Source organism: Pseudozobellia sp. WGM2 (assembly GCF_017810075.1).
Lineage (GTDB): Bacteria > Bacteroidota > Bacteroidia > Flavobacteriales > Flavobacteriaceae > JADNYK01.
Map to the genome: position 1 here is coordinate 424,455 of NZ_JADNYK010000004.1, position 25,172 is coordinate 449,626.

A 25,172-nucleotide genomic window follows, 5' to 3' on the forward strand; every position below is an offset into this window, starting at 1 on the left:
AAATTAGGGGTCACTTCTAGCAATCAAAATTACCCAATCTTTATCTGTCTGCCCATTAAAAGCAGAAAGTTCAACACTATTCGGTTTGGTAATCTTCCAACCTTCGTTTTGCTTATCGTAAAGCATACCCCCTTTCATTGGATCATAAAATGCTATGGAGAAGGCGCCGTTTGTTATTTCCAGGTCTGTTTTTTCTCCTTTAGGCAGGTACACCACATAAATTTCGTCCTTTTTAGCAAAACAGAAAGCCTTATCATTACTTAAGAGCTCATCATGGTTCTGCATCTCCCAAAAAGGAAGATGGTCTTGAAAAAATTTTACAGCATTGGTACAAATAGTCCACCATTGGTCACGTGCCCTGAAATCTTCTGCCGCCATATCGCTATTTGGGGCATCTAAACCCCCAAAATACCAAGATGCTCCAGCAGCACCCGACATCATGCTGCCCCAAAGACTACTTCGCATTACCATACCGTAATTATTATTCGCTGCACTATCGGTGGTCACGCCGATTTCCCAATGTCCGATTTCATCGAGATAAACCACCCATGGTTTCTTTTTTTGTGAAAGGTCTACCCATTTTTTAATTTCTTGGTGAACTTCGGTGGTATCGAACATCTGTATTGATGGAATCTCGAAATTTTCATACCCCAGCAAGGGTTCGAAGGTCTCTTTGATAGGGTCTAGCGGTCTACCCTCTACCCTTTCGCCTGTAACCCTGATATGATTGTGCACTGCAATGGAGTGGTCGTAAGGATCTATGCCGCGAATGAATGATGCATAATTTTTTAATTGCTCTGTAGTGCGATTGGTTTCTTCTCCCAGATTCCACACCACACCCAAATGATGGCCGAAACGTGCTATAAGTTCTTTATAAAAGAGTTTTCTTTCCAAACCAAGTTCACCTTCGTTCAAAAGTGAATCGTTTTCCGTTTCCTGGGTAAATACGTTCATGGCAATGCCCAATTCATCCATGTGGGTGAAAACTTTTTCCCACTGAGCGAGCTTGCTCACATCATAGGTTAATTGTTCTACAGGCCCCGTCCATGGCCATACATTATCTCCATCACCTCTCACGTTCATCACCATAAAATATAGGCTGTTCATCCCCTTTTTGGCCAAATAGTTTAGTGCGCCATTTATAGCTTTACCTTGATCGCTCTTCCATGTGGCTTCATTATCTTCCCAAATGGCCGTACTGTCTTTCCAATCCTCAAGATGAGGCATGTACTTATGTAACCCCTCTTTCAAAGTGGGGGTTTCAATACCACCATTATCATAGGTACCGTCAAATTCGTGATAAGCCAAAAAAGTTTCAGGGCTACCCACACCATTCTTTAAGAATGCTTTTTTAGTTTCGCTTTCCTCTAAATAACGACTCCCGTTATAGGCTAACTTTCCGGTCTTATAAAATCCGGTGGCCAAACTGTCAACAGGCAAAACTTCAAAGCTGCCCGTAATGTTCCAAATTTTCCCATTTTTTTTAGGGACTGTAAATTGCTTTACGGCTATATCTTTACCCTGCATAAGAAAAGCTTCGAACTCCCAAACTCCTGTTCTATCAGGTGAGAACTTTACCTCCCATTTGTTTCCGCTTTCGGCACTCGTATCTGCAGCATCGCCGTCAGCGGCAAAGTAACCGTGAACAGTATAGTTGGCAACTTCATTCTTAAAATTGACCAATAAACTGTAATCTAAAAATGGGTTCAAACTATCTTTTTCTGAAGCTGACGGACCGTCGAAGGTAAGCGTAATCGGTTGCCATTTCTTAAGACTTCCTTTAATCTTATAATTTTGCTGCTCCCTCTCTTCTACGCAACCGAATATGCAAAAAATCAGCACAAGAAAAGTTACAACAAGTTTGCAAGCTCGCATTGATGGTCGTTTGTAATTGATGCCATAAGATAGGAATATTTTCTGAAGCGAAATCATAACGAACATCTGGTCTTTCAGGCAATAATCAGTATCTTGATACCAAGATAAAAAAGCCGAAATCTAATACAAAACTTATTTTATAATTGCCCAACCACCGTGAATGCAACCAAAATTTTTCAGGTCGCCAAGTCGAGAATATTACGTCTTCCTATTATTATTACACTGCTTATATTTTCTTGTAAGGAAGAAACAAAGCCTGAACAGATTTTAGAAACTAGGGACGATAAAAGACCCAATATAGTTTTGATCGTTGCCGATGACCAGGGATGGGGCGATTTATCAAGCAACGGAAATAGTAATTTAAACACTCCGCACATCGATGCTTTGGCCAAATATGGTGCTGCCTTTGAAAACTTTTATGTACAACCTGTTTGCTCGCCGACCCGAGCCGAACTACTCACGGGCAGGTATTTTACACGAACTGGGGTATACAGTACCTCTGCTGGTGGTGAACGTATGAGCCATGACGAAACGACCCTAGCAGAAATACTCAAAGAATCAGGATATAAGACCGCCATCTACGGAAAATGGCATAACGGTATGCAACCCCCATACCACCCTAATTCACAAGGCTTTGATGATTTCTACGGATTTGCTTCAGGACATTGGGGAGATTATTTCAGTCCGATGTTGGAACATAATGGTAAACTTGTTCAGGGCCGAGGTTTTCTTATAGACGACCTCACCGATCACGGATTAAATTTTATAGAAAAATCAAAATCGGAACCCTTCTTTTTATACCTACCATTCAACACCCCGCATAGCCCGATGCAAGTACCCGACGAATATTGGAACCGATTCGAAAATAAAAAGATTCTAAAATTCGCTGACGTAAAAGCCAATGAAGATTTGCAATTCACCAAAGCTGCATTGGCCATGGTCGAAAATATAGATTATAATGTGGGGCGAATAATGACAAAACTTCGAAAGCTGTATTTAGAAGATAACACCATAGTAGTTTATTTATCAGATAACGGGCCCAATAGCTTTCGATGGAACGGAGGAATGCGCGGTAGAAAAGGGTCAACGGATGAAGGTGGGGTTCGTAGCCCACTGTACATACAATGGACTAATTTTATTGAGGCCGGAACAAAAGTAGATGTGGTATCAGGTGCTATTGATATTCTACCCACGTTGGCAAAGATGGTAGATGTTTCAGCTACGGCATCAAAACCAATTGACGGAGAAGATCTTACCCCCCTAATTTTCAATGAAAATGTGAATTGGAAAGACCGAATTCTGTATAACCATTGGAACGGTAGAACCAGTCTTCGAACCCAAGACTATCGTTTAGATGCGGAAAATCGGTTGTACAATATTAAAAAAGACCGGTCTCAGAAGATTGATGTTTCAGTACAATTTCCAGAACTGGTCGATTCATTGGTCAGATCCAAAAAGAAATGGCTTGAGACAGTTCAACCGTTAAGCCCCAAAACCGACCATCGGCCTTTTACCTTGGGGCATCCGAATTATAAGCATACCCAACTTCCTGCCCGTGATGCCGTGGCGCATGGCAAAATAGAACGGAGTAATCAATACCCTAACGATAGTTTTTTTACCAATTGGACCAGCCTTCGAGATTCTATCACCTGGGACGTTGATGTTTTGGAAGGAGGTCAATTCGAGGTGAATCTGTATTACACTTGCGAGGAAAGTGACATAGGTTCAATTGTAGAACTCAGTTTGGGAAACAGCAGAATTGCAAACCGAATAAGCGAACCTAATAGTTCTGACTTACATGGAATGGAAAATGACCGTGTACCCCGTATGGAATCTTACGTAAAAGATTTCAAACCCATGAAATTAGGTAATATCATCTTAAAAAAAGGCAAGGGTACGCTAACCTTAAAAGCGACCGAAATACCCGGAAATCAAGTAGCCGACTTTCGATTGTTACATTTTAAACGTATGAACTAATCTGCACTATACTGTAATAGTTCACTATCAATATAACCGATTCTTTCGGCTTTTGCTTCAAAAGTCACATCTTTTGAAATAGGTTGAGAGTAGATATTCCATATAGAATCTTGGGGCTGCTTCCAGACTATACTCGCATCAGATTTAGAAGATATCAGTTCAATGCCAGATTGCGATTCTTGCATATGTATCGGTTTCAACTTGGGCTGCTGCCCATTTGCCAACCATTTTTCCATTAACTGTCTTTCCGGTATTTTTCCCAAATCATTGGTATCCTCCATCCAATCTTTCAAAAGCTGACGATATTTGGCCAAGGTATCTTGCATTTTTGGGTTATCGACCAAGTTATTCAATTCAAAAGGATCTTTCTGTAAATCATAAAATTCCTCGACAGGCTTAGTGGGGTGCAACCACTTCGATTGCTCTTCGTTCAAATTACCCGAAGCATATTGTCTACGTAATTCTCGCATCATAGGCATTTGTGCTCTATAAATTAAAGGCATCGCATGACTAATTTCGGTATTGAAGCTCTTTATATATTTATATCTTGGTGAGCGTACCGCACGTAGGCGATCGTAAATTTCATCAAAGCGGTCTGAAGTATGGTAGGTATAATTTGGTTTTTTATGAGCCTCAAATGTACCGAACTGAGCAGTACCCTGCATTACCTTGGGCGGTTCGATACCTGCCAATGATAAAACCGTCGGGGCATAATCTATAAAACTGATCTGTCGTTCATCGCGAGTACCTGCTTTTTCGTTTTGAGCAAATTTAATCACTAAGGGCACTTTTACTCCGGTATCGTATAAGGCTCTTTTGTGTCTAGGGAACGGACCGCCGTGATCGGCATAGAAAAATATAATACTATTCTCGTATAGACCATCTTCTTTTAGATCATCAATTACCTTTCCTATCTGATTATCCAATCTTTTAAGGTTGCTATAGTTCACCGCCAAATCGTGACGAATAGTATCATTATCAGGAAAATATGGAGGTACCTTAACATCTTTCGGGTCAACAAAAAGAGAATCTTTACCTCTCTTCCATATTTGTGATTCATGGCACACCGAGAAATTGAATACCGAGAAAAATGGCTGACCATCTTCTCGTTTTCGAAAATGTCTATTTTTGCTGCTTTCGTCCCAAGCACCATCCGTTTTTGCAAAATTATAGTCTTCTTTGGGGCCGTTAGCAGTATAGTATCCTTCTTTTCGAAGGTATTCGGTGAACATTTTGACCCCATCGGGTACTATGGGCGAATAGCTGGGCAGACTGTCTAGTAATGGTTCACTTATCTTGCGCCATGCCGTATATGTTCTCATGTTATGCGTACCCAAGGTTGTGGGATACATACCCGTAATCAATGAACTTCGAGAGGGTGCACAAACTGGAACGGGAGCGACCGCATTATCAAAAGTGACCCCATCAATAACCAAACTTTCTATGTTCGGCAATGAAATCGTACTATCGCCATACATAGGAAACCATTCTGGTGATTGGTCTTCCGCAACCAACCAGATAATATTGGGCTGGTCTTTTAGACTTGATTCTTCTTGGGTTTTTTCAACATCCTTACAGCAAATAAAAAATAAGGGTATCGCTGTAAATACCCATAGGTTTTTAATCTTCATTTTAGGTTGAGTTGTATACTCTATAAATATACTAGAATATACCTTTAAAATAAGAAAAATCCCCCATTATCAAGTAATGAGGGATTCTTTATATTTTGAAAATTCTTTATCTACTCTAGGCTTTTCAAATACTCTAAACTTTCCGGTACTTGTTCAACTACCCGAGAAGACTCATCTTCAATGAACATATATTCAATACCCAACTTTTTAGCTTCCGCCACGGTGCCTGCAATATCTACTTGACCTTGACCGAGCACTACATTGGTCTCTACATCTTCATGACCCGTATTGTTGCCCTCCACTCCGTTTTGCATATCTTTCAAATGCATCAAAGTGAACTTTTTCGGATATTTTTTCATGAGCGCCAAAGGATCGGCACCGCCATGGTGCGCCCAATACACATCTAATTCAAAAGTAAAATGCTTGGCATTCTTAGCCATATAATCGAAAAGTGTTCCATTTTTGTAGGGTCTGAATTCATAACCATGGGCGTGATACGCCAAGGTAATACCGTGTTTTTTTAACTCCTTTCCCGATGTATTGAACACTTTTGTGGCATGTTGGGTTTCTTCTAGATCCCATTTATTGTCATCATGGGGTACCCATGCACACATCACGTATTTGGCGCCAAAAGCTTTCGCATTATCGATAACCTTCTGCACATTGTTCTCTAAATCTTCAAAGCCGGCCCCTACGCTCACCACATCAAGGTCGTTTTCTTTGAGCAGGTTTTTAAATTCATCCATAGAGAGTCCATATGTTCCGCCTCCCTCGATTTTAGTAATTCCCCAACCATTAATAATCTTCAAGGTACCGGGAACATCTTCTTTAAATTCGTTTCGCAGACTGTACAACTGTAAGCCCACTTCTTGTGCTTGTATAGCAATTGTGCACATCAAAACCATTGCTATCGTAAGTACTTTTTTCATATTGTGTTTGTTTTAAAGGATAATTAGTATTTAAAATACAACACCTCCTAATTCATTAAGAGGTGTTGGTATTGTGCTCAATCTAATCTTGGTCTAGGTCAAAAGATTACCTTCTTCGTCCCATACGGCAATTTCATTACGTTTGCTCTGATCTACACATTTGGCTATCCACTCGGGATCATATTCGACTCCGTGTTTTTTAAGCACATCATCTGGCACGCCGTCCCAGACATTGGGTGAATTTCCTTTATAGCCCAAATCGGCTATACCTACTTTAGAAGTATAGTACCCGGTCACGACCAAATTACGCATCAATGCAAAGAACTGAATCTCCAAAGGCTGGTCATCTAGGGAGACCTCCATATCTTGATTACAGATTTGATCAAGGATCTCTTTCTGCTGCTCAAGGCTGGCCGACTTGAATTCTACTTCATAATCGGTATTAGATTTATGATCCAGCCACATTAAGCCGCCCAAAAGGGTGTTTTGCATTTGAGGCATATCTTTACCGATAAATTCGATAAATTCTGGCACATCAGCTTCCAACGGACCTCCATGTGGTTCTTTCGGGGGGAGGATTACCGTGCTCAACACTGCAATAGTTTCCATTTCATGCTCGTTGAACAGCTGTTCCTCTCTCAGTTTTGCATCTCGCTCGGCCTCTTGGGGCGTTCGACCATAATATTTTTTATCAGTAGTCGCTACGGTTTCTGGAGCGGCAGCCTCACCTCCTTCGGTCTTACATCCATGAAAGGCAAGAGCAGAAGCACCTGCACCGAGAATCATCGTTTGTATACTCTTTCTTCTGTCCATCATTAAATGTTTTGTTGTTTCAATTGTTCAATAATATAGTCAGACGCCCTCCATGACAAGGCTAAGATGGTCCAAGTACAGTTCTTATCCGCTTGTGAAACGAACGGGCCCGCATCAACGATAAAGACGTTGTCAACATCGTGCAATTGATTGAACTTATTGGTTACAGAAGTTTTTGGGTCGTTGCCCATACGAGTCGTACCTACTTCATGAATAATTTCGCCTGGAGCATGAAGCCCGTAGTCTCTATCCTTTCCTGGTTTGTTCAAATAAGTTCCGCCCATATTATGCGTAATCTCTTCGAATGTATCTTGCATATGCTTGGCCTGACGTACTTCTATATCTGACCATTTATAGTTAAATTTCAAAACAGGAATACCATAATCATCAACAGTGGTTTCGTCTATCTCGCAATAATTCTCTTTTCTTGCCAAACCTTCACCTCTACCACCGAAACCGATTACGGCACCGTAGTATCTCTTCACCTCATCACGTAATTTATCACCATATCCGCCAGTTGGCAATCCTAATAATTTATTGAAATTGTCTTGATCAAAACCGAACCCATAATTTGGTTGGCTCATACCGCCCCAAACTTCAATATGGTAACCTCGTGGAAAATCTAATTTACTATGGTCGCCCCACCAAGGTGAATAAACGTGCATACCACCTACCCCATCTTCATTATAGGTCACATCTCTATTCATTAAATCGGGTACGAAGGCCGCGCCACTACTTCCTGTAGAGTCATGTAGATATTTGCCGACCAAATCGCTGCTATTGCCCAATCCGTTGGGGTGTTGCTTACTTTTCGAATTCAGAAGAATACGCGCCGAAGAACATGCTGACGCTGCTAGAACGACTACCTTTCCTTTAAGCTTATATTCTTTTCTATCATCTTTACTGATGTATGATACACCCGTAGCTTTTCCTTCTTCATTGGTAGTTATTTCGCGCACCATAGAGTTCACGAATAATTTAACCCTACCACCACTTTTCTGTGCTGGAAAAATTAAACAGCTACCTGCCGAGAAATCTGCATATACCTGACAAGATCGACCACACTGGCCACAATAAAAGCATACGCCACGTTCGTTATTGATTCGTTTGGTAAGCATCGAAAGTCGACCAGGTATTACAGGTATACCGGACTTCTTTGCTCCCTTGATATAAAACAGTTCGTGTAAGCGAGGTTTTGGGGGGGGAAGAAAAAAACCATCAGGATCATTTTCACGGCCTTCATTGGTGCCGAAAACACCGATAAGCTTATCTACCTTATCATAATAAGGCTTGACATCATCGTACCCTATTGGCCAATCTTCACCATGGCCATCACGGGTTTTTCCTTTAAAATCTTTTGGTCCGAAACGCAAAGAAATACGGCCCCAGTGGTTGGTACGGCCACCAAGCATTCTTGCACGCCACCATTTGAAGGTAGTTCCTTCTTCATGGGTATAGGGTTCACCATCAACTTGCCAATCACCCCACGACTGGTCCCACTCGCCAAAAGCACGAGTAGTACCCGCACCTCTTCTTGGAGATTCGTAAGGCCACTTTAATTGGGTCATGGTTTGGGGATCGGCAGGATCGAAAAACGGACCAGCTTCGACCACCGCTACATTATATCCGGCATCAGCTAATTGTTTGGTAGCCATACCACCACCGGCGCCGGAACCGACAATGATAACATCATATACTTCAGATGATTCCTTAATCTGCATAGTTAGTTTAGTTTTAATTAGCCCACAATTTAAAAATTAAAAATGATATTTATACAGTTTGAGACATGTGATATGGCATATTGGCACAATATGTATTAGAATAGAACAAAAAAGTATTGGCTAGAAATCAGCCATCTGCTCGATTGCCTGCTGTACGGTACTCACAGGTAATTTGCATGTAGTATTTTGACATACATAAATGTAAGTATCACCCTCTACGTAGCGGTCTTTTAAAAGTGGGAGTTCACTGCTAGAAGTACTACCGACCACCAATGTATTCGGAAGGTGTTTTTCGTTCAAACTAGCTACCAATAAGTTAGAGGCATCACCTACCACCGCAACCTCAAAATAAGGGAAGATATTTTGTAGCAACAAAGCGTTCCATTTTGAATAGCTCGGAGCACTTTCTTTAATCATCGGAACCATGGCCGAAATCATTTTCTTCGATTTTTCGGTATAATTCGTATTATAATCGATATGCCCTAATTCAAATAAATTATGAGCCATCACAGCATTTGGTGATGGAAGCACCCCGTCATCGGTCTTAATAATTTTAGCAATAAGTTCATCACCTTTATTGTAGCGGTACATTCCCGAAGCCTCGTCGTGAAACCTGATTTCTACCAACCCCGTCAATTTTCTAGCAAAATCAAGATATTCCGTTTTAAAAGTTACGGTATACAACTGAAGCGCCGCCTTAGCTAAAAATGAGTAATCTTCCAAAAAACCTTCTTTCTGTTGGCTTCCCTTTTTATAAGTATGAACAAGAGATTCATTTTGGTACGAATTCTTTTTTAAGTATTGGAATATGTTTTCGGCTTCCGATAGAAATGATTTTTGACCGAATGCCTTGTAAGCATCTACCAGCCCGGTTATGAGTAAAGCGTTCCATGAAGTAATGATCTTATCGTCAGTGCTCGGTCGGGTTCTTTTTGCCCTGGCTTTCATTAATTTCTTTTTCCATTCAGATTTAGCGGCATTCAATACATTGCCAGTTATTTCATTTTGCGCAATGAAATCTGAGTCGCTCATGATTCTACGTAAGACATGATTTCCATCTTCCCATACCGTGTCATCAGCAATGTCATAATACGAAGCAAATAAATTAAAACCATCCCCTAAAATTGTTTTTAACTCTTCTTGCTTCCAAACATAGAACTTACCTTCTTCCCCGTCGCTATCGGCATTTAAAGCCGCGTAATAGCCCCCACTATTATTTTTCATTTCATTTTTCAAAAAATCGATAGTCTCCCAGACTACATTTTTATACTCCATTTTCTTGAAAATTGTATATGCCTTCGAATACAGGCTTAGCGCCTGTGCATTGTCATAGAGCATTTTTTCAAAGTGAGGAACTTTCCACTCTGAATCTACACTATAGCGGTAAAATCCTCCTCCTATATGATCATTGATGCCCCCCAAGGCCATTTGATCTAAAGAGTTTTCTACATGGGCCTTTGCTTGCTCATCCTCTGAAAGGGCAGCATAATCAAGTAAAAAGCTAAGATTAGACGGAATCATAAACTTTTGAGAACCCGTATCGCCGCCTTTTTCGAGATCCCAATTAGCTCTCCATTTTTCTACACTATGGTTCAATGCTTCTTTGGAAAGAAGGGAAAAATCACTAGATGGTTGTATGAGATTTGTTTCTGCTATTCCGCCAGCGACCATATCGGCATATTCGGCTGCTTTATCGGGGTCGTTCCTATAGAGCTCATTAATTTTAGTCAAGACCTGCGTCCACTGCTCTTTGGTATGATACGTACCCCCATATAAAGGTTTTCCATTGGGTAAAGTAATGACATTTAAAGGCCAACCCCCATTACCTGAAATCAATTGAAGGGCCGTCATGTAAATCTGGTCGACATCAGGGCGTTCTTCACGGTCTACTTTGATGTTAATAAAATTTTCGTTCATGACCTTGGCCACCTCTTCATCTTCAAAGGTCTCCTCTTCCATCACATGGCACCAATGGCACGAAGAATAACCTATGCTGACCAATACCAGCTTATCCTCTTTTTTGGCATCATCCAGCGCATTTTGGCTCCATGGTCGCCAATTTACCGGGTTATGTGCATGCTGTAATAAATAAGGACTCGTCTCATCAACCAGGGCATTCGTGAATTTATGCTCCACGGTTTTTTCAGATTCTTGATTCTCTTTACATGAATAAAATGAAGTGAACACAAGAATCATCAATATGATGAGGCGTCTGGAATAATTAAATTGCATAGTAATTTTATATCTGTCGAAAATACAATATTTACCGACCGAAACGTCGGCAAACAGATTCATTCGCTAATGAATGTGGATGCCGGAAGTCCCGCCCCATTGAATAAGTTGGGTTCGGCAGTATTACTAAACGCAAATCTTACATTGACTGGTTGAGGCACATTCTTTGAAGAAACAATCACCTTGTCATTTTTTATAGTAGCTTTCGCCGGATGGTACTTTCCATCTGAACCTGCAACTTCAAAGTGGGTGAGTTTTTTTCCTCTAACCATCAAGCCCTCTGCATGGTCAAAAGTTACCTCAACCTTTTTGCCATCTATTTGATGCTTTTTAAAAAGTGGACCGTTCACCTCATCCTCATAACTCTTATACGTTTTTTTCAAGGCCAAATTGGCCAATCTCAAACCAACGTCTTGCTTGTTAGGCGGGTGAATATCATTTACAGTTGCAATATCGCTTACGACCACCATACCAGAGTTTGGTATAACCTCCAATGCTTCTCGCTGAACATTTCTCAAATGGGCACCCTCTTCTGGATTGTCATATTTATAAGGCGCAATTTGTACATAGTAAAATGGAAAATTATAACCCCAAGCTTTTCGCCAAGAACCGACCATCTCTGAAAACATTTTCTTGTAATGTGCATGCCGACTTACATTCGATTCACCTTGATACCAAATTGTACCGGCAATTTTAAAAGGCGTCAAAGCATGCACCATGCCGTTATAAAGAAATGACGGTGTAACAGGACTCCAAGGAGTGTCTTCCAGATTTTTTGCCACTTCTCTCAAATCATCATTTTCATCAAAAACAGATTTCGTGGCCCATACTTCGGCTGGTGAGCCGCCCCAAGCATTATCAATAAGACCTACGGGAATATTAAGCTCTTCTTGCAACCTTCGTGCAAAAAAATAGGCAACCGCACTAAAATCTTTCATGGTTTCCGGAGTACATTCATCCCACCTTCCAGGAAGGTTTTCTTGAGGATGTTCAGAAGTTCTACGGGGTACCGTAAAAAATCGTATGTTGGGGTAATTGGCATTCTCTATTTCGTACTGGGCGTTATCGATTCCAGCGGAAGTAGTTGCGCTCCATTGCATATTCGACTGACCAGAACATACCCACACTTCTCCAATCAAAACATTTTTTAAAACCACTTCATTCTCATCACCTTTAATGGTAATGGTATAAGGGCCTCCTGCTTCGGGAGTGGAAACTTCGATTTCCCATTTTGCAGCAATAGACGTTTCAACTTGATATTTTTTTGAATTCCAGCTGGTGGTAATTTGCACTTTTTCACCTGTATTTGCCCAGCCCCAAAGCTTTACATTTTCATTGCGTTGTAATACCATTCCGTCTGACAAGACGTTCGGCAAAGTCACCTCTGCAATACTAAGTTGGGTCGAACAAACAAACAATAAGGTGATAATAAAATGATGGAGCTTCATGATAGATTTAAATTATTTTCAGCTTAAATATATCGATTATATCCATATTTATTGGGGCGCCTCTATTTGATTAGATTTAGATATCTTTAGAATCAACTTAAACTCACTTTTAGAATGCCAAGCAAGAACATATACATCAACCGTCGCAATTTTTTAAAAGGAACATCCGCTGCCATAGCGTTATCCACATTCGGTGCCTACGGAATTGATTTAATGCATCGCGAAAAACCTTTGAGGGTAGGACTTATTGGCACTGGATGGTATGGTAAAAGCGACCTATTCCGTTTAATGCAGGTCGCCAATATTGACGTAGTGTCGCTCTGTGATGTCGATAAGAAAATGCTTGCTGAAGCCTCAGAACTGGTCAGTCAACGTCAGAAGTCGGGAAAAAAGCCTAAAACTTTTTCTGACTACAAGAAAATGCTTTTCGAAAAAGACTTGGATATTGTTCTTATCGGCTCTCCCGACCACTGGCATGCACTACAGGGTATTGAGGCTATGAAAGCAGGTGCACACGTCTACCTTCAGAAACCCATAAGTGTCGATGTTGTTGAGGGTGAGGCTTTAATAGTGGCCGCACAAAAGTATAACAAGGTAATACAAGTGGGTACCCAGCGCAAAAGTACTCCGCACCTTGTCGAAGCCAAAAAAAACATTGTAGATGCTGGGCTTTTAGGTAAAGTTTCTCATGTAGAAATTTGCTGTTATTATCACATGCGCGACACTAAAAACCGACCAGAAGCACCCATACCTGATTTTTTCGACTATGATATGTGGACAGGGCCCGCCCCCATGCGTGAATTTGACGGCTTGCCACATCGTAGATGGCGGGCTTTTATGGAGTACGGTAATGGAATCGTAGGTGATATGTGCGTGCATATGTTAGATACCGTTCGGTGGATGCTCGACCTCGGTTGGCCAAAACGAATCAGTTCAACAGGCGGTATTTATGTACAAAAAGATGCCAAGGCCAATATAACCGACACTCAAAATGCGGTATTCGAATTTGAGGAACTAGAGTGTATTTGGAAACATAGATCATGGGGTACCCCACCAGACCCTGAATACCCTTGGGCCTTTAAAATTTATGGCGAAAAGGGAACGCTTAAAGGAAGTGTTATGCAATACGAGTTTATCCCAGTTGGAGATGGAAAAAAAATTCAAAAAGATGTTATCTATGAACGGGAGAAATATCCTGAAGATTTAACCGAAAAGGATATTGAATTGCATGCCGCACCTGCTACAAGAGGCCATATGCTAGATTTTTTGTCCGCCATCGAAACAGGTGAAAAGCCGGTCGCCAATATTCAAGAAGGTCATATTTCTACAGCAAGCTGTATATTGGCCAATATGGCACTACAACTTCAAAGACCCTTATCTTATGACCAAGAGAAGCAAATCGTTTTAAATGACCCAGAAGCTACGAAACTTTTACAACGGAGTTATCGGGAAGGTTGGGAACACCCACTTCCTAAAATGTTTAATTGATAAAAATTTCTCGCAAAACAATATCTGCTGAATTTACAGAGCAAGAATTTATTACATTTTTATGTATCGGAGTATTATTAGTCTTACTCTCTAATCTTGTGTAAATACTTAATGAACAAAGGGACATATTTTCTATTCCTTAATTTATTTAAAATACAGAAGTCAACTTTTTTTGTTAATAATTTAATTCTTCATATTTGTGCAATTAATTTAAACAACCAATCTTCTTAGCAAATGAAAAAGTGTTTGATTACAGGTATAACAGGTCAGGATGGAGCCTATTTGGCCGAATTTTTATTGAAAAAGGGTTATCAGGTACATGGCCTAAAACGAAGATCTTCTCTTTTCAATACTGATAGAATTGATCACCTATATCAAGATCCACATGTAGAAAACCGCAATCTACATTTGCATTACGGTGATATGACCGATAGCACCAACCTTATTCGACTGATTCAAGAAATTCAACCCGATGAAATCTATAACTTGGCCGCTATGAGCCATGTTGCAGTATCGTTTGAAACCCCAGAATATACGGCGAATGCCGATGGAATCGGAACACTTAGAATTTTGGATGCCGTAAGACTTTTAGGTCTAGAAAAAAAGACTAGAATTTATCAAGCTTCAACTTCTGAACTTTATGGTAAGGTTCAAGAGGTTCCTCAGTCTGAAACTACTCCGTTTTATCCACGTAGCCCTTATGCGGTTGCGAAAATGTATGCCTATTGGATTACAGTGAACTATCGAGAAGCTTACGGTATGTATGCTTGCAACGGCATTCTTTTTAATCACGAATCTCCTATTCGAGGGGAGACTTTTGTAACCAGAAAAATTACCCGTGCCGCTTCTAAAATTGCTTTAGGCCTTCAAGACAAGGTTTACTTGGGTAACTTAGATGCCAAAAGAGATTGGGGACATGCAAAGGACTATGTTCGAATGATGTGGATGATTCTTCAAGCTGAAGAAGCTGAAGATTGGGTAATCGCTACAGGAAAAACGACTACGGTTCGTGATTTTGTCAAAATGAGTTTTGGCGAAGCAGGAATTGAAGTGGAATTTAAAGGTGAAGGTGTTGACGAAAGAGGTTATGTAAAAGCTTGCAACAACCCTGATTACCAGTTAGAAATAGGCAGTGAAGTTGTTTCGGTTGACCCAAGATACTTTAGACCGACTGAAGTAGACTTATTGATTGGAGATCCAACTAAAGCAAACACAAAATTGGGGTGGATTCCTAAATATGAGTTGGCCGATCTGGTCAAAGACATGATGCAAAGTGATTTGAAATTGATGAAGAAAGACACTTATTTGAAAGAAGGTGGCTATCGCATCATGAACTACTTCGAATAAAAAAGATGGATAAGAGTTCCAAAATTTATATTGCCGGACATAGAGGTCTTGTAGGTAGCGCCATTTTAAAACAACTCAAGGCTCAAGGATTTTCAAATTTCGTATTGAAAACCCATTCTGAGCTTGATTTGGTCGATGCCAATGCCGTAGCTACTTTTTTCGCAAAAGAAAAACCGGATTACGTTTTCTTAGCTGCGGCCAAAGTTGGAGGCATTGTTGCAAACAATACTTATAGAGGAGATTTTATTTATGCCAATTTAATGATACAGAACAATGTAGTTCATCATAGCTATCTTAATGGGGTAAAAAAATTGTTGTTCTTGGGAAGTACATGTATTTATCCGAAGGAATGTGCGCAGCCGATGAAAGAAGATTATCTTCTGACGGACACCTTAGAGTATACCAATGAACCTTATGCAATTGCAAAAATAGCAGGAATCAAACTCTGTGAGAGCTATAATTTGCAGTACGGTACCAATTTCATTTCAGTAATGCCTACCAATCTTTACGGGCCGAATGACAACTTCGATTTAGAAAAATCACACGTATTACCTGCCTTAATTCGAAAAATGCATTTAGGCAAGGCATTAGAGAACCAAGATTGGACCACTATTCGAAAAGATTTAAACGCGAGACCCATTGAAACTGTTGATGGAAGCGCTGACGAATCGGCAATCAAGACTATGTTGGGTAAATATGGAATAGTTGCCAAAGAAAATGGAATCGCCGTAGAAATTTGGGGCAGTGGTAAACCCATGCGAGAGTTTCTTTGGTCTGAAGATATGGCTGAAGCTTGTATTTTCATCATGCAAAACCGCAATTTTGATGACACCTATGAATCGGGTCAAAAAGAAATTCGCAATACCCATATTAATATCGGTACAGGTAAAGATGTCTCGATTAAAGAGTTGGCCGAAATGATAAAGGCTATGGTCGGTTTTGAAGGTGCCTTACAGTTCAATGCCGATAAACCAGATGGCACTATGAAAAAACTGACCGATGTTAGCAAACTACATGGGTTGGGCTGGAAACACAATATAGAACTACAAGACGGACTGAACCAGATGTATTCTTGGTATAATAGTTAATCTTGACCAAAAATCCATAAATAAAAATGGGCCAATTGATGTTGGCGCATTTTTCAATTTAGGCGTATTTTCTGTTCTTACGTTTACACAGTTTATTGGCTTCAGAATCGCCTTTAAATTTTTCCTTTACGGGATCCCATTTTAATGGCCTACCCAATTCATAAGCGATATTTGCAACATTACAAACCGTTGCAGAGCGATGACCTGTTTCGACATCACAAATAGTTTCGCCTTGATTGCGAATAGCGGTCAACCAATCTTCGTAGTGATTGCCCCTATCGTTAAAAAGTTCTTTGGGGTCACCGCCTTCCGGCATTAAAATATTGGCGGGTGTAGTTTCCAGAAAACCCCTACTTACATCCATAGTGCCTTCTGTTCCAATGAAACGGACGGCCCATTTTCTACCGAAATCCTCATGTACCATTTCAATTCCGTTTTCATAGAACATCTGTAGACCGCGAACGGCATTCGGGTCTTTAGGAGGAATATAGCTTACCGGCCCTGTTCTATCCATACCCAAACACCATTGAGCAATATCGAACATATGTGCGCCCCAATCGGAGAGAATTCCACCGCCAGTCTCTTTAAAATCTCGCCAATCAGGGTACTTATCTACCACCTCTGGCGCAACAGTATGGTGATAAGTCAACAAGGGCGCAGGACCACACCAAAGATTCCAATCGATTCCGGCGGGTGTAGGTTCTACAGGTAAATCATATGCTCTAGCAGGGTCGCCAACATTCACCAAAACCTTTTTGATATCCCCCAATTTACCCGAACTAACAATTTCTTGGGCCTTTTTAAATCTTTCCCAAGAGCGCTGCATACTTCCGACCTGAAGAACGGTGTTGTTTTTCTTCGCCGCATCGACCATCATTCTACCCTCAACAATCGTATTGGTCAAGGGTTTTTCACAGTACACATCTTTTCCGGCATTCATGGCATCAATAGATTGTATGGCATGCCAGTGATCAGGGGTAGCTACTACGATACCATCGATATTTTTATCTTCTAACATTTCCCCGTAGTGTAAATACGTTTTTACTCCGTTGTACCCTTTAACATTTCTTTTCTCAGCATAATACCCTTCGACGATAGTTTTAAAACGTTCCATTTTAGATGTCCACACATCACTCCCGGCCACCACTTGCGCCTGAGTTTCACCTGTGAAACGATTGGAAAGAATACTACCTTGTTTACCCAAACCGATATAACCTAAATTGATTTTGTCGTTTGGTGCTATAAAACCACGCCCAAGTACATGTCGGGGCACAATGGTGACCAAACCGGCCGCTAGGGCACTATTTCGTAAAAATTTTCTTCTAGAAAGAACAGATTCGGTAGAATTACTTTTCTTTTTCCTTTTCATATTTGATTCTTTAGGGTTCTATTTGTTGAGTTTTAAAATTTCGCTACCCGCAAGTAGAAAAGCGCCTGTTCCGAAATTTTGCCAGCTATCTGCCGATGCAGGTTCGGGGCTGGCCCCTATATCTTGTACCCAACCGACCATTCCGTCTTCTTGTTGGCATTTTTGAAGGGCATGCCAAGCTTTGGTCACCACCGGAGTGTATTCTTTTTTGTTTAAAATACCGTTATTAATTCCCCAAGTGAGGGCGTAGGTATAGAAACCGCTACCGCTGACCTCACCATGGTCATATGATTCTGGTGAAAGTAGGCTTGTACGCCATAAACCATCAGAATGCTGTACCGATTTAATTTTTGTAGCCATTTCTTTGTACAGGTTCAGGTAAAAATCTCGATGTTCGTAATCTTCTGGCATATCTTCTAAAATCAATGCAAGACCGCCAATAACCCAACCATTTCCTCTAGACCAAAAAATCTTTTTCCCGTTTTCTTCTTTCATATCTTCAGCAGTTCCCTTCCAGAGAAATCGTATATCCCTAGCAAAAAGATGTTCCTCTTTATCATACAATAAGTCATAGGTTTCCATATAGAGTTTGTGCATCTCATCAAGGTACTTTTGTTCTCCTGTAAGCTTGGCATATACCGTAAGTACTGGCGGAGCCATAAACAAAGCATCGCACCACCACCACAAAATTTGCTGGTCTTTGCCTTCTATACCTTCCCTCCATGGGTGTGGTCTGTACAAGTGGTCAAGTATAAATTTTTCGGTAGGTTCTAAATCTACCATGCCTTTACGAATTTCATTAGCATAGAGATAGGTATATGAGATAATGATATCATCGGCGTGATAAAAACGGTCCCAAGGTTTCCATTCGTTTTCATAACCCATTGTTTTTAAAGCTGCCGAAAAAATTGGATTTTTGGTAGACTCATGTGCTTTGGAAACTCCTACATAATAGGCTCCGTTCGTCCAGTCTGTTGGGGAAGAAGTAAAAATCGGATGTTGTTCTTGCCATTCCATAGCCTTGACCATCGAACTTTCCACATTTTTGGAATCTATTTTTTGAGCAGTCATCAAGGTTATCGATACAATCGGCAAAAGCCTGAGAACGTATTTCATTAAGCGTAAAACGTGAACCATAAAATTGAGTTTTTGTATTTGAATTGATTTAGATTTTATGAAAATAAGATATTTAAAAAGAATTGATGACCAGCTCTATATTATGTTTACCAGGATTCAGCCGAATACTTTCAAAACCGGAGTTGACCTTCTTGCCGTTATGCCGAATTACATTATTGGCTAAAGCCTCAACCTCAAATTCCGCTACCATATTGGCGGGTATCTCAATGGTATAGGTTTGTAACCTGTTGTTAACGTGCCTATATTCTCCTTTTATCGTTCCTTTTATAGTAGGCACCTCTATGCTACTTTCTTTTAGTTTGCCCATTTGAGGATTAATTCGGGCTACCGAATAACCCGGAGTTTTTGGAACAATACCCCAAAGCCCTCTCGGGATAATATTCGCCGGAACAGCTCCCCAAGCATGGTTCCAATCGGCATTGGGTTTATATTTCATGTCCCATGCTTCCAATGTAATCGTAGAACCGATTCGGATCATATTGTACCAACTGCGATCAGAGGTCGAAGTCAATAACTCAAAAGCATAATCACCGGCCCCAGCTTCATAAAGTCCTTCCATCAAATATTGCGATCCATAAACGCTACAGGCCATTCCCCTTGATTTAATATAATCTACTACGGAATTCTTCCTATTTTCTGGTACCAAACCGAATGCTAAGGGCATCATATTTGCGTGCACCGAAGAATGTGTAGAACCTTCCCCATCAACATAAGCACCAGTAGTATCATCAAATAACTTTTCATTGATCGCTTTCTTCGCCTTCAAGGCTCGTAACTTAAAATCGACCGCCTCTTCAGGCCTGTTCATCAGTTGTGCAAATTCGGCCATTATCAACATGTTCTTATAATAAAAACTGTTGACCACGGTATTATAAGGTTGAAAATCAAAACCATCCCTTTCTCCTGTCACATTGGGGTCGCCACCCCAATTTGCGGGAGGCCAGTCAACAATATCTCTAAAAGTTTCTTCTAAATCATCAGGGAAGCCCAATTTTTTCATAAGCTCTGGAGTCATCTTAGAAGAGGTAATCAAACCGTCTTCCCGAGCCAACTCATATAGCGTTTTATGTTTTAACTGGTCATAATACTTTTCAATCAGCTCGGTATTTCCCGTATACATATAATCAGCATAGAACATCAACGCCATGTGCTGCTGCCATTCGGTAGGCCAGGTCGGGTTTTCCATAAAATACTCTATCGTCTGGCGGGCAATGGCATATTCATTATCAGTGGTATAATGGCTCAATTGATTGAGATATGCGTCGGCCTCATAGGGTATGCGCTCTCGGTCTCCGTCTACATATAATCCATTAAAAGTCGTCGCCTTTATAGAGTACTTGCAAAGGTCCCACACTTGATTCAATATATCGTCAGAGCTAGAGAATGAACTTGAATCGTCTTCCCAATAACTGTGGAAAGCCAACTGGGTAAAGTTTTCTCTGGAAATCGTTTCTTCGACCCCATCTATTTCGGCATATCTAAAAGGCATTAATACCGGAAAGCCTTCAGGAAGTGGTAACGCCTTACCGGGCAAGGTGTTTCGCTTGTTAGTTTTTACGGGAAGTTGGTATTCTGTCTGAACGGGATTTACCGCCACTTCAATTTCTTGATACCGAATATGACTACGTTTCTCGGGCGTGCGGTTAATGCTTCCATTTTGCAACTGTTCACCTATTCTAAATGTCAGGGTATGCGGATTTGTAGCCTTGTAAGTGAAGTTAAGGGTAGCAAAGGCCGCTTTTCCGAAATCAAGAAAATATTCTTTAGCTCGCTTTTCGAAAATGACAGGCTGTATGCTATCTATCTGAAAACTGTTGGCTGTAGTGATAACTTCGCTTGGGTCGGAAGCTAAAGTAAATCTTTGACTTTGTGAATATTTCGTAAGCCGGTTATCCTCATCCCAAATGCGAACTTTCCAGTAATAGGTCTTTCCTTTTTCTAATGCATTACCATCGTGCTCGATATCGGTAGATTGATTGTTGCGAACTTGACCGCTATTCCACACATCACCAATATTATTATCGATATTATCTTGTGAGGATGCGACCAATATTTGATAGGCACTTTGGGTTACAGCCCCTGACGGAACCTGCCAACCAAATTCAGGTTTTGAATCGAGAATCTCAACACCCGTAGGTTGACGAATAAATTCTACAATTAATTCAGAAGGGCCGTCAGAAAATGAATCGCTGTACTTTTGAACAAGTTCATTGGTCTTTTTTCGAAAGGCTTTCAGAACATCTACATGATTTTGACTTTTGGCCAAATTATCGATTTCCTGTGGGTCATTTTTTATGTGGTAAAGTTCTTCAAACGATTGGTCGTTTACGTATCTAAAATACTTCCAATCTTTTGTTCGAACACCTTCACTTGGTGGAATATGATCAAATTCCCATAGGTGTTCGATTAGCACCGTATCACGAGCTAAGCTTTTGGTTTCTTTTGATATCAAAGGTTTCAAACTTTTTCCCTGCCATTCCGCCGGCACTTCCAATCCCGCAAAATCAAGAATTGTTGAGGGAACGTCAACATTCATGGCCTGCTCTTTACTATCGTTCTGCTTTTTTAAACGAGGGTCATACACAATTAAGGGTACCCGTACCGAGTTGTCATACAACAACCATTTACCGGCCAACTGCCGTTCTCCCAGAAAATAGCCGTTGTCGCCCATCAAAATAATTATGGTATTCTTATCGAGACCTTTCTGCTTAAGCACATCTCGTATTTTGGCAATTTCATTGTCGATGCCCGATATCATTCGGTAATACCCCTTAACACTGTGTTGGTATTTTTCCGGAGTATCGTAACGCCAATGCCAACGCGTGCGATTAAAACCGTCTCGTACAAATTGGGGTTGCGCTTCGAAATATTTATCGTCTGCCAAATCAGGGTCGGGTATGGTCACCCCTTGCAACAACTTATCAGTTTCGGGTTGCCAGAAATACTGATCTTCTGCACCGTCATGTGCGTGTGGGGCGCTAAAGCTTAAAGACAAACAGAACGGCTTTTCTTTAGAAGATTCTTTAATAAAATCGATGGCCTGTTGCCCCGTATAACGTGTTAAGTGAACTGTGTCTTTACCTAACTGTTTGTAGTAGTAGCCTCTTTTGTCTTTAAAAGCATTGTTTCTGTCATACGACTTATAATCGTCGAATTGTTGCTCAAGTCCGTCATACCTTACTCCATATTTGCCATAAAACCCTGTGTGATAACCGTTTTCCTTTAAAATTCGTGGGTAGGAGGTTTCCATATATGATTCTCGAATATTACCAGTCTGGAAGTTATAATTATGGGTACGCTCATAAAGCCCCGTAAGAATGCTAGCCCTACTTGCGGCACAAATGGGAGTACTTACCATAGCGTTTTCGAAATAAGTGCCTTCTTTGGCTAACTTATCCATCTCAGGGGTAGAAATCAACTTATTTCCCGCGTAGCCCAAAGCATCATGCCGCTGGTCATCGGTCAGAATAAATATGATATTCGGTCTTCTATCGTCCTCTATATTTTGCGCAAAGGTGGCCCGATTTGATAAAAATGCGGTCAGTAACAACACCCCGTAAACAAACTTTTTATGTATTCCCATTAATTCTCTTTTAAGAATCTGTTTTAAATTTAAGACCAGTTATCGAACTTAACCATTTACCGGTTTTCAGGTATCCTGTACTGTCATGGACAAGCATAATCTACGCTTCTATGGTTTTCATTTTACCCGGATAATAAAAGTAAACAAACTGTTTATTGACTGACTCCTAGCTCTAAGACTTCATTTAAGAGCAAGAAGAGTTGCCTACCCTAAGCAATGTAGAATACAGCCTATGGTCAACTATTTTGGTCAGCAAGTATGTTACTCATTTTTCTAATTTTATCTTGATGAGCACGCAAGGTTTCAATATTGGTCGTAAAAGTTCTTGTATTCATTAGATTGGGCAAAGAGATTTTTTTAGCAACAAATGATTTTGATGCTATCAGGGCGGGGTAGTTTAAAAGTAGAATAAGCATTTGAATACCCTCTGGCCTTTTGGACACAAAACCGATTTTTTGAGCAGTTCTTTCATTCAACACATAAGTAGTGCCCTTAATTTGAACATCTGCTTTAATTTCATTCTTTTGAGCTAAAACTGAAAGCCCTCTTAAATATTCTGCCAAAACCAGATTCCTTCTTTTTGCTCCACTATCATTTTTAGACAGGGTAAAGTAATAGTCAAAAAGTGTACCCCCGTGTATGACTATCTGGTTGTTCTTCTCTTTTTCCGCCAATAGCAAATGTGAATAATATTTGAGCCGGCCTGATTTCACCATTGATGGTGTATCTACAAACGATGCCAAAATGGAGAGAAGCATCCAAAAGCCTAAAGGCAAAAATAGAAAGAAGTCTGAAAAATGGAATAGACAAAGGAGTAAGACTGTAACCGCAACAACTAAAAAGCCTAGTTTAAAATTTACTATTTTTCTCTCTTCTCTTGTCTTCTGATAATACCTATGTTGCAAAATTAATTTGGTTTTAGAGTTTGTTTCCCATTCTGCTTTTGAAAATAGTCTTGATTGTATCTACCTCTTTTTTAAACTGCAAATCGGTTCGGGTTGCAAAATACAGAGTATTGTCAACCACCACTTCGCCCTTCCAGATTAATTTAAGTTGTTTCTCTCGCAACTCGTTTTCTACTAAAAAGTCAGGCACTACAGCCAAACCTTCATTCCCCCTTAAACTTCGAATAACCGAACCTATATTCGGCAAAATATAATTAGGTTTAAAATTCGGTCGTTTTTTAAAATTATCGAACCAAAAACGGTTAAAGTGATGCATTTCATTAGAGGCACTGTACCAAACATTACCTTTTAATACTTCTTCAAGAGCAATCATTTGCTTTGCGGATATTGATTTAGATATTTCTTCTATCTTAGTTTTGTAACCGGCCACCAAGACAATAGTTTCTTTGGAAAATGCTTCGTAATCTACCAAAGTAGTTTTATTGTTGACTTGGGGGGTAATGACCAAATCTAATAGTCCGTTATTTAAATCTTTAATCAACTCTTTATGGTTCCCGAATTTTGCCACTAGATTAAAGGAGAAATGGGCAATTTCGGGTTCCAAAATAGCTTGAAATGTTTCTGTGCACATACCTATATGTACCGAGGGCACATGCTCTTTTGAGGTTTTTTTAAAATGTTGTTCGGCCTGCGCTAATTTTTCGAGAGGGTCGATAATAAAATTGTATAGCTGTTTGCCTTCTTCCGTAGGAATCATTTTTCGCGAGGTACGCTCGAAGAGTTTCCGTCCAACATAAGCTTCTAGTGCATTTAAATGAAGACTCACACCCGGCTGTGATGTATATAGCGATTGAGCCGCTTTGGTCAATGTGTTGTTATCATAAATTGCTACAAATGTGCGATACCATTCCAAGTTCACCATACTATAATTATTATTATGCAAAAGTATAATTTATATTATTTTTGTAATAGTTAAATCTGTTATAGTTTTGTGCCGAAATCAATTATAAGTAGTATGAAAAACATTTTTATTTTAAATGGCGGCCATCAATTTGCACATTCCCCAGGCAGGTTCAATAAAACCTTATTAGAGTCGGATTTAATATATTTTAAAAATAAAGGTTATGAAGTAAAAACTACACATGTTAGTGAAACATATGACCCCACTGAAGAGGTCGAAAAATTAAAATGGGCAGATTTAATTATTTACCACACCCCTATTTGGTGGTTTCAATTGCCCTTTAAATTTAAAGAATATCTCGATAAGATTTTAACAGAAGGTAATGATAAGGGTATTTATGACAACGATGGAAGAAGCCGAAGCAACCCTGCTATCAATTACGGTACAGGCGGAAAACTTCAGGGAAAAAAGTATATTCTAACCACAAGTTGGAATGCTCCAAAAGAAGCTTTTGAGTTGAAGGGTGAATTCTTCGACCAAACCAGTGTCGATGCTGGCCCTTTATTCGGATTTCATAAAATGAACCAATTTATCGGACTAGAATCTCTAGCCACTCTACATTTTCATGACATAGAAAAAAATGCAGACGTACCTACTGAATTAAGCAGATACACTAAGTTTTTAGACCAGTATTTTAAGGTTGAGACAATTGAAGTATAAAATGATGA

At 40.2% G+C, this 25,172-nt stretch carries 17 protein-coding genes; 5 read left to right on the forward strand and 12 right to left on the reverse strand.

What is annotated here, in order from left to right:
• Window positions 1-3: 3 nt before the first annotated feature.
• The gene (locus tag IV512_RS11710; protein WP_209403551.1) at window positions 4-1,932 is read right to left on the reverse strand and encodes a DUF5060 domain-containing protein; all 1,929 of its coding nucleotides are present in this window, start codon (window positions 1,930-1,932) and stop codon (window positions 4-6) included.
• A gap of 99 nt (window positions 1,933-2,031) precedes the next feature.
• Between IV512_RS11710 and IV512_RS11715 the strand changes: the two genes are divergently transcribed.
• Complete coding sequence (locus IV512_RS11715) at window positions 2,032-3,852, forward strand: arylsulfatase (RefSeq protein WP_371743290.1); 1,821 nt, start codon at window positions 2,032-2,034, stop codon at window positions 3,850-3,852.
• Here the strand turns inward: IV512_RS11715 and IV512_RS11720 are convergent.
• The 6 genes from IV512_RS11720 to IV512_RS11745 all read right to left on the reverse strand — a co-directional run bounded on the left by IV512_RS11720 (window position 3,849) and on the right by IV512_RS11745 (window position 12,626).
• On the reverse strand, window positions 3,849-5,483 hold the full coding sequence (locus IV512_RS11720) for a sulfatase (RefSeq protein WP_209403553.1): 1,635 nt from the start codon (window positions 5,481-5,483) through the stop codon (window positions 3,849-3,851). The genes IV512_RS11715 and IV512_RS11720 overlap by 4 nt on opposite strands.
• Before the next feature lie 110 nt (window positions 5,484-5,593).
• Complete coding sequence (locus IV512_RS11725) at window positions 5,594-6,412, reverse strand: sugar phosphate isomerase/epimerase (RefSeq protein ID WP_209403555.1); 819 nt, start codon at window positions 6,410-6,412, stop codon at window positions 5,594-5,596.
• A 93-nt stretch (window positions 6,413-6,505) separates the two neighbouring features.
• Window positions 6,506-7,225, reverse strand: coding sequence for a gluconate 2-dehydrogenase subunit 3 family protein (locus tag IV512_RS11730; RefSeq protein ID WP_209403557.1), 720 nt, complete (start codon window positions 7,223-7,225; stop codon window positions 6,506-6,508).
• Between the two features lie 2 nt (window positions 7,226-7,227).
• Window positions 7,228-8,946 carry a GMC family oxidoreductase gene (locus IV512_RS11735; protein WP_209403559.1) on the reverse strand — a complete coding sequence of 573 codons (1,719 nt, stop codon included), beginning with the start codon at window positions 8,944-8,946 and terminating at the stop codon, window positions 7,228-7,230.
• 120 nt (window positions 8,947-9,066) lie between these two features.
• Window positions 9,067-11,241: a thioredoxin domain-containing protein gene (locus IV512_RS11740; RefSeq protein WP_245224763.1), complete on the reverse strand. Its 2,175-nt coding sequence runs from the start codon at window positions 11,239-11,241 to the stop codon at window positions 9,067-9,069.
• The gene (locus IV512_RS11745; protein ID WP_209403561.1) at window positions 11,238-12,626 is read right to left on the reverse strand and encodes a sialate O-acetylesterase; all 1,389 of its coding nucleotides are present in this window, start codon (window positions 12,624-12,626) and stop codon (window positions 11,238-11,240) included. Before IV512_RS11745 ends, IV512_RS11740 begins: the two co-directional genes overlap by 4 nt.
• 114 nt (window positions 12,627-12,740) lie before the next feature.
• On the opposite strand from IV512_RS11745, the gene IV512_RS11750 reads away from it, so the two are divergent.
• The 3 genes from IV512_RS11750 (at window position 12,741) to IV512_RS11760 (ending at window position 16,549) form a co-directional block, all read left to right on the forward strand.
• Window positions 12,741-14,114, forward strand: a complete 1,374-nt coding sequence (locus IV512_RS11750) for a Gfo/Idh/MocA family oxidoreductase (protein WP_209403563.1) — start codon at window positions 12,741-12,743, stop codon at window positions 14,112-14,114.
• Between the two features lie 234 nt (window positions 14,115-14,348).
• Window positions 14,349-15,461, forward strand: a complete 1,113-nt coding sequence (gene gmd / locus IV512_RS11755; RefSeq protein WP_100871663.1) for a GDP-mannose 4,6-dehydratase — start codon at window positions 14,349-14,351, stop codon at window positions 15,459-15,461.
• A gap of 5 nt (window positions 15,462-15,466) precedes the next feature.
• Window positions 15,467-16,549 (forward strand): GDP-L-fucose synthase, encoded by a 1,083-nt coding sequence (locus tag IV512_RS11760; RefSeq protein ID WP_209403565.1) that lies wholly within the window; start codon window positions 15,467-15,469, stop codon window positions 16,547-16,549.
• A gap of 58 nt (window positions 16,550-16,607) precedes the next feature.
• Here IV512_RS11760 and IV512_RS11765 read toward each other — a convergent pair whose 3' ends face one another.
• The 5 genes from IV512_RS11765 to IV512_RS11785 all read right to left on the reverse strand — a co-directional run bounded on the left by IV512_RS11765 (window position 16,608) and on the right by IV512_RS11785 (window position 24,465).
• Window positions 16,608-17,918 carry a Gfo/Idh/MocA family protein gene (locus IV512_RS11765; RefSeq protein WP_209403567.1) on the reverse strand — a complete coding sequence of 437 codons (1,311 nt, stop codon included), beginning with the start codon at window positions 17,916-17,918 and terminating at the stop codon, window positions 16,608-16,610.
• 18 nt (window positions 17,919-17,936) lie between these two features.
• Window positions 17,937-19,055 (reverse strand): glycoside hydrolase family 105 protein, encoded by a 1,119-nt coding sequence (locus tag IV512_RS11770; protein ID WP_209403569.1) that lies wholly within the window; start codon window positions 19,053-19,055, stop codon window positions 17,937-17,939.
• A gap of 52 nt (window positions 19,056-19,107) precedes the next feature.
• On the reverse strand, window positions 19,108-22,638 hold the full coding sequence (locus tag IV512_RS11775; protein ID WP_209403571.1) for a sulfatase-like hydrolase/transferase: 3,531 nt from the start codon (window positions 22,636-22,638) through the stop codon (window positions 19,108-19,110).
• Between the two features lie 236 nt (window positions 22,639-22,874).
• Window positions 22,875-23,543: a hypothetical protein gene (locus tag IV512_RS11780; RefSeq protein WP_209403573.1), complete on the reverse strand. Its 669-nt coding sequence runs from the start codon at window positions 23,541-23,543 to the stop codon at window positions 22,875-22,877.
• Between the two features lie 13 nt (window positions 23,544-23,556).
• Complete coding sequence (locus tag IV512_RS11785; protein ID WP_209403575.1) at window positions 23,557-24,465, reverse strand: LysR family transcriptional regulator; 909 nt, start codon at window positions 24,463-24,465, stop codon at window positions 23,557-23,559.
• A gap of 93 nt (window positions 24,466-24,558) precedes the next feature.
• Here IV512_RS11785 and IV512_RS11790 point away from each other — a divergent pair, with 93 nt between their 5' ends.
• A complete protein-coding gene (locus IV512_RS11790) occupies window positions 24,559-25,164 on the forward strand; it encodes an NAD(P)H-dependent oxidoreductase (RefSeq protein ID WP_209403577.1) in 606 nt (201 codons plus the stop codon).
• Window positions 25,165-25,172: the final 8 nt, after the last annotated feature.

Bases quoted from the DNA above. Each gene is read 5' to 3' on its own strand.
- IV512_RS11710 (WP_209403551.1), bottom strand. From the start codon at position 1,932: ATGATTTCGCTTCAGAAAATATTCCTATCTTATGGCATCAATTACAAA.
- IV512_RS11720 (WP_209403553.1), bottom strand. From the start codon at position 5,483: ATGAAGATTAAAAACCTATGGGTATTTACAGCGATACCCTTATTTTTT.
- IV512_RS11725 (WP_209403555.1), bottom strand. From the start codon at position 6,412: ATGAAAAAAGTACTTACGATAGCAATGGTTTTGATGTGCACAATTGCT.
- IV512_RS11730 (WP_209403557.1), bottom strand. From the start codon at position 7,225: ATGGACAGAAGAAAGAGTATACAAACGATGATTCTCGGTGCAGGTGCT.
- IV512_RS11735 (WP_209403559.1), bottom strand. From the start codon at position 8,946: ATGCAGATTAAGGAATCATCTGAAGTATATGATGTTATCATTGTCGGT.
- IV512_RS11740 (WP_245224763.1), bottom strand. From the start codon at position 11,241: ATGAATCTGTTTGCCGACGTTTCGGTCGGTAAATATTGTATTTTCGAC.
- IV512_RS11745 (WP_209403561.1), bottom strand. From the start codon at position 12,626: ATGAAGCTCCATCATTTTATTATCACCTTATTGTTTGTTTGTTCGACC.
- IV512_RS11750 (WP_209403563.1), top strand. From the start codon at position 12,741: ATGCCAAGCAAGAACATATACATCAACCGTCGCAATTTTTTAAAAGGA.
- gmd (WP_100871663.1), top strand. From the start codon at position 14,349: ATGAAAAAGTGTTTGATTACAGGTATAACAGGTCAGGATGGAGCCTAT.
- IV512_RS11760 (WP_209403565.1), top strand. From the start codon at position 15,467: ATGGATAAGAGTTCCAAAATTTATATTGCCGGACATAGAGGTCTTGTA.
- IV512_RS11765 (WP_209403567.1), bottom strand. From the start codon at position 17,918: ATGAAAAGGAAAAAGAAAAGTAATTCTACCGAATCTGTTCTTTCTAGA.
- IV512_RS11770 (WP_209403569.1), bottom strand. From the start codon at position 19,055: ATGGTTCACGTTTTACGCTTAATGAAATACGTTCTCAGGCTTTTGCCG.
- IV512_RS11775 (WP_209403571.1), bottom strand. From the start codon at position 22,638: ATGGGAATACATAAAAAGTTTGTTTACGGGGTGTTGTTACTGACCGCA.
- IV512_RS11785 (WP_209403575.1), bottom strand. From the start codon at position 24,465: ATGGTGAACTTGGAATGGTATCGCACATTTGTAGCAATTTATGATAAC.
- IV512_RS11790 (WP_209403577.1), top strand. From the start codon at position 24,559: ATGAAAAACATTTTTATTTTAAATGGCGGCCATCAATTTGCACATTCC.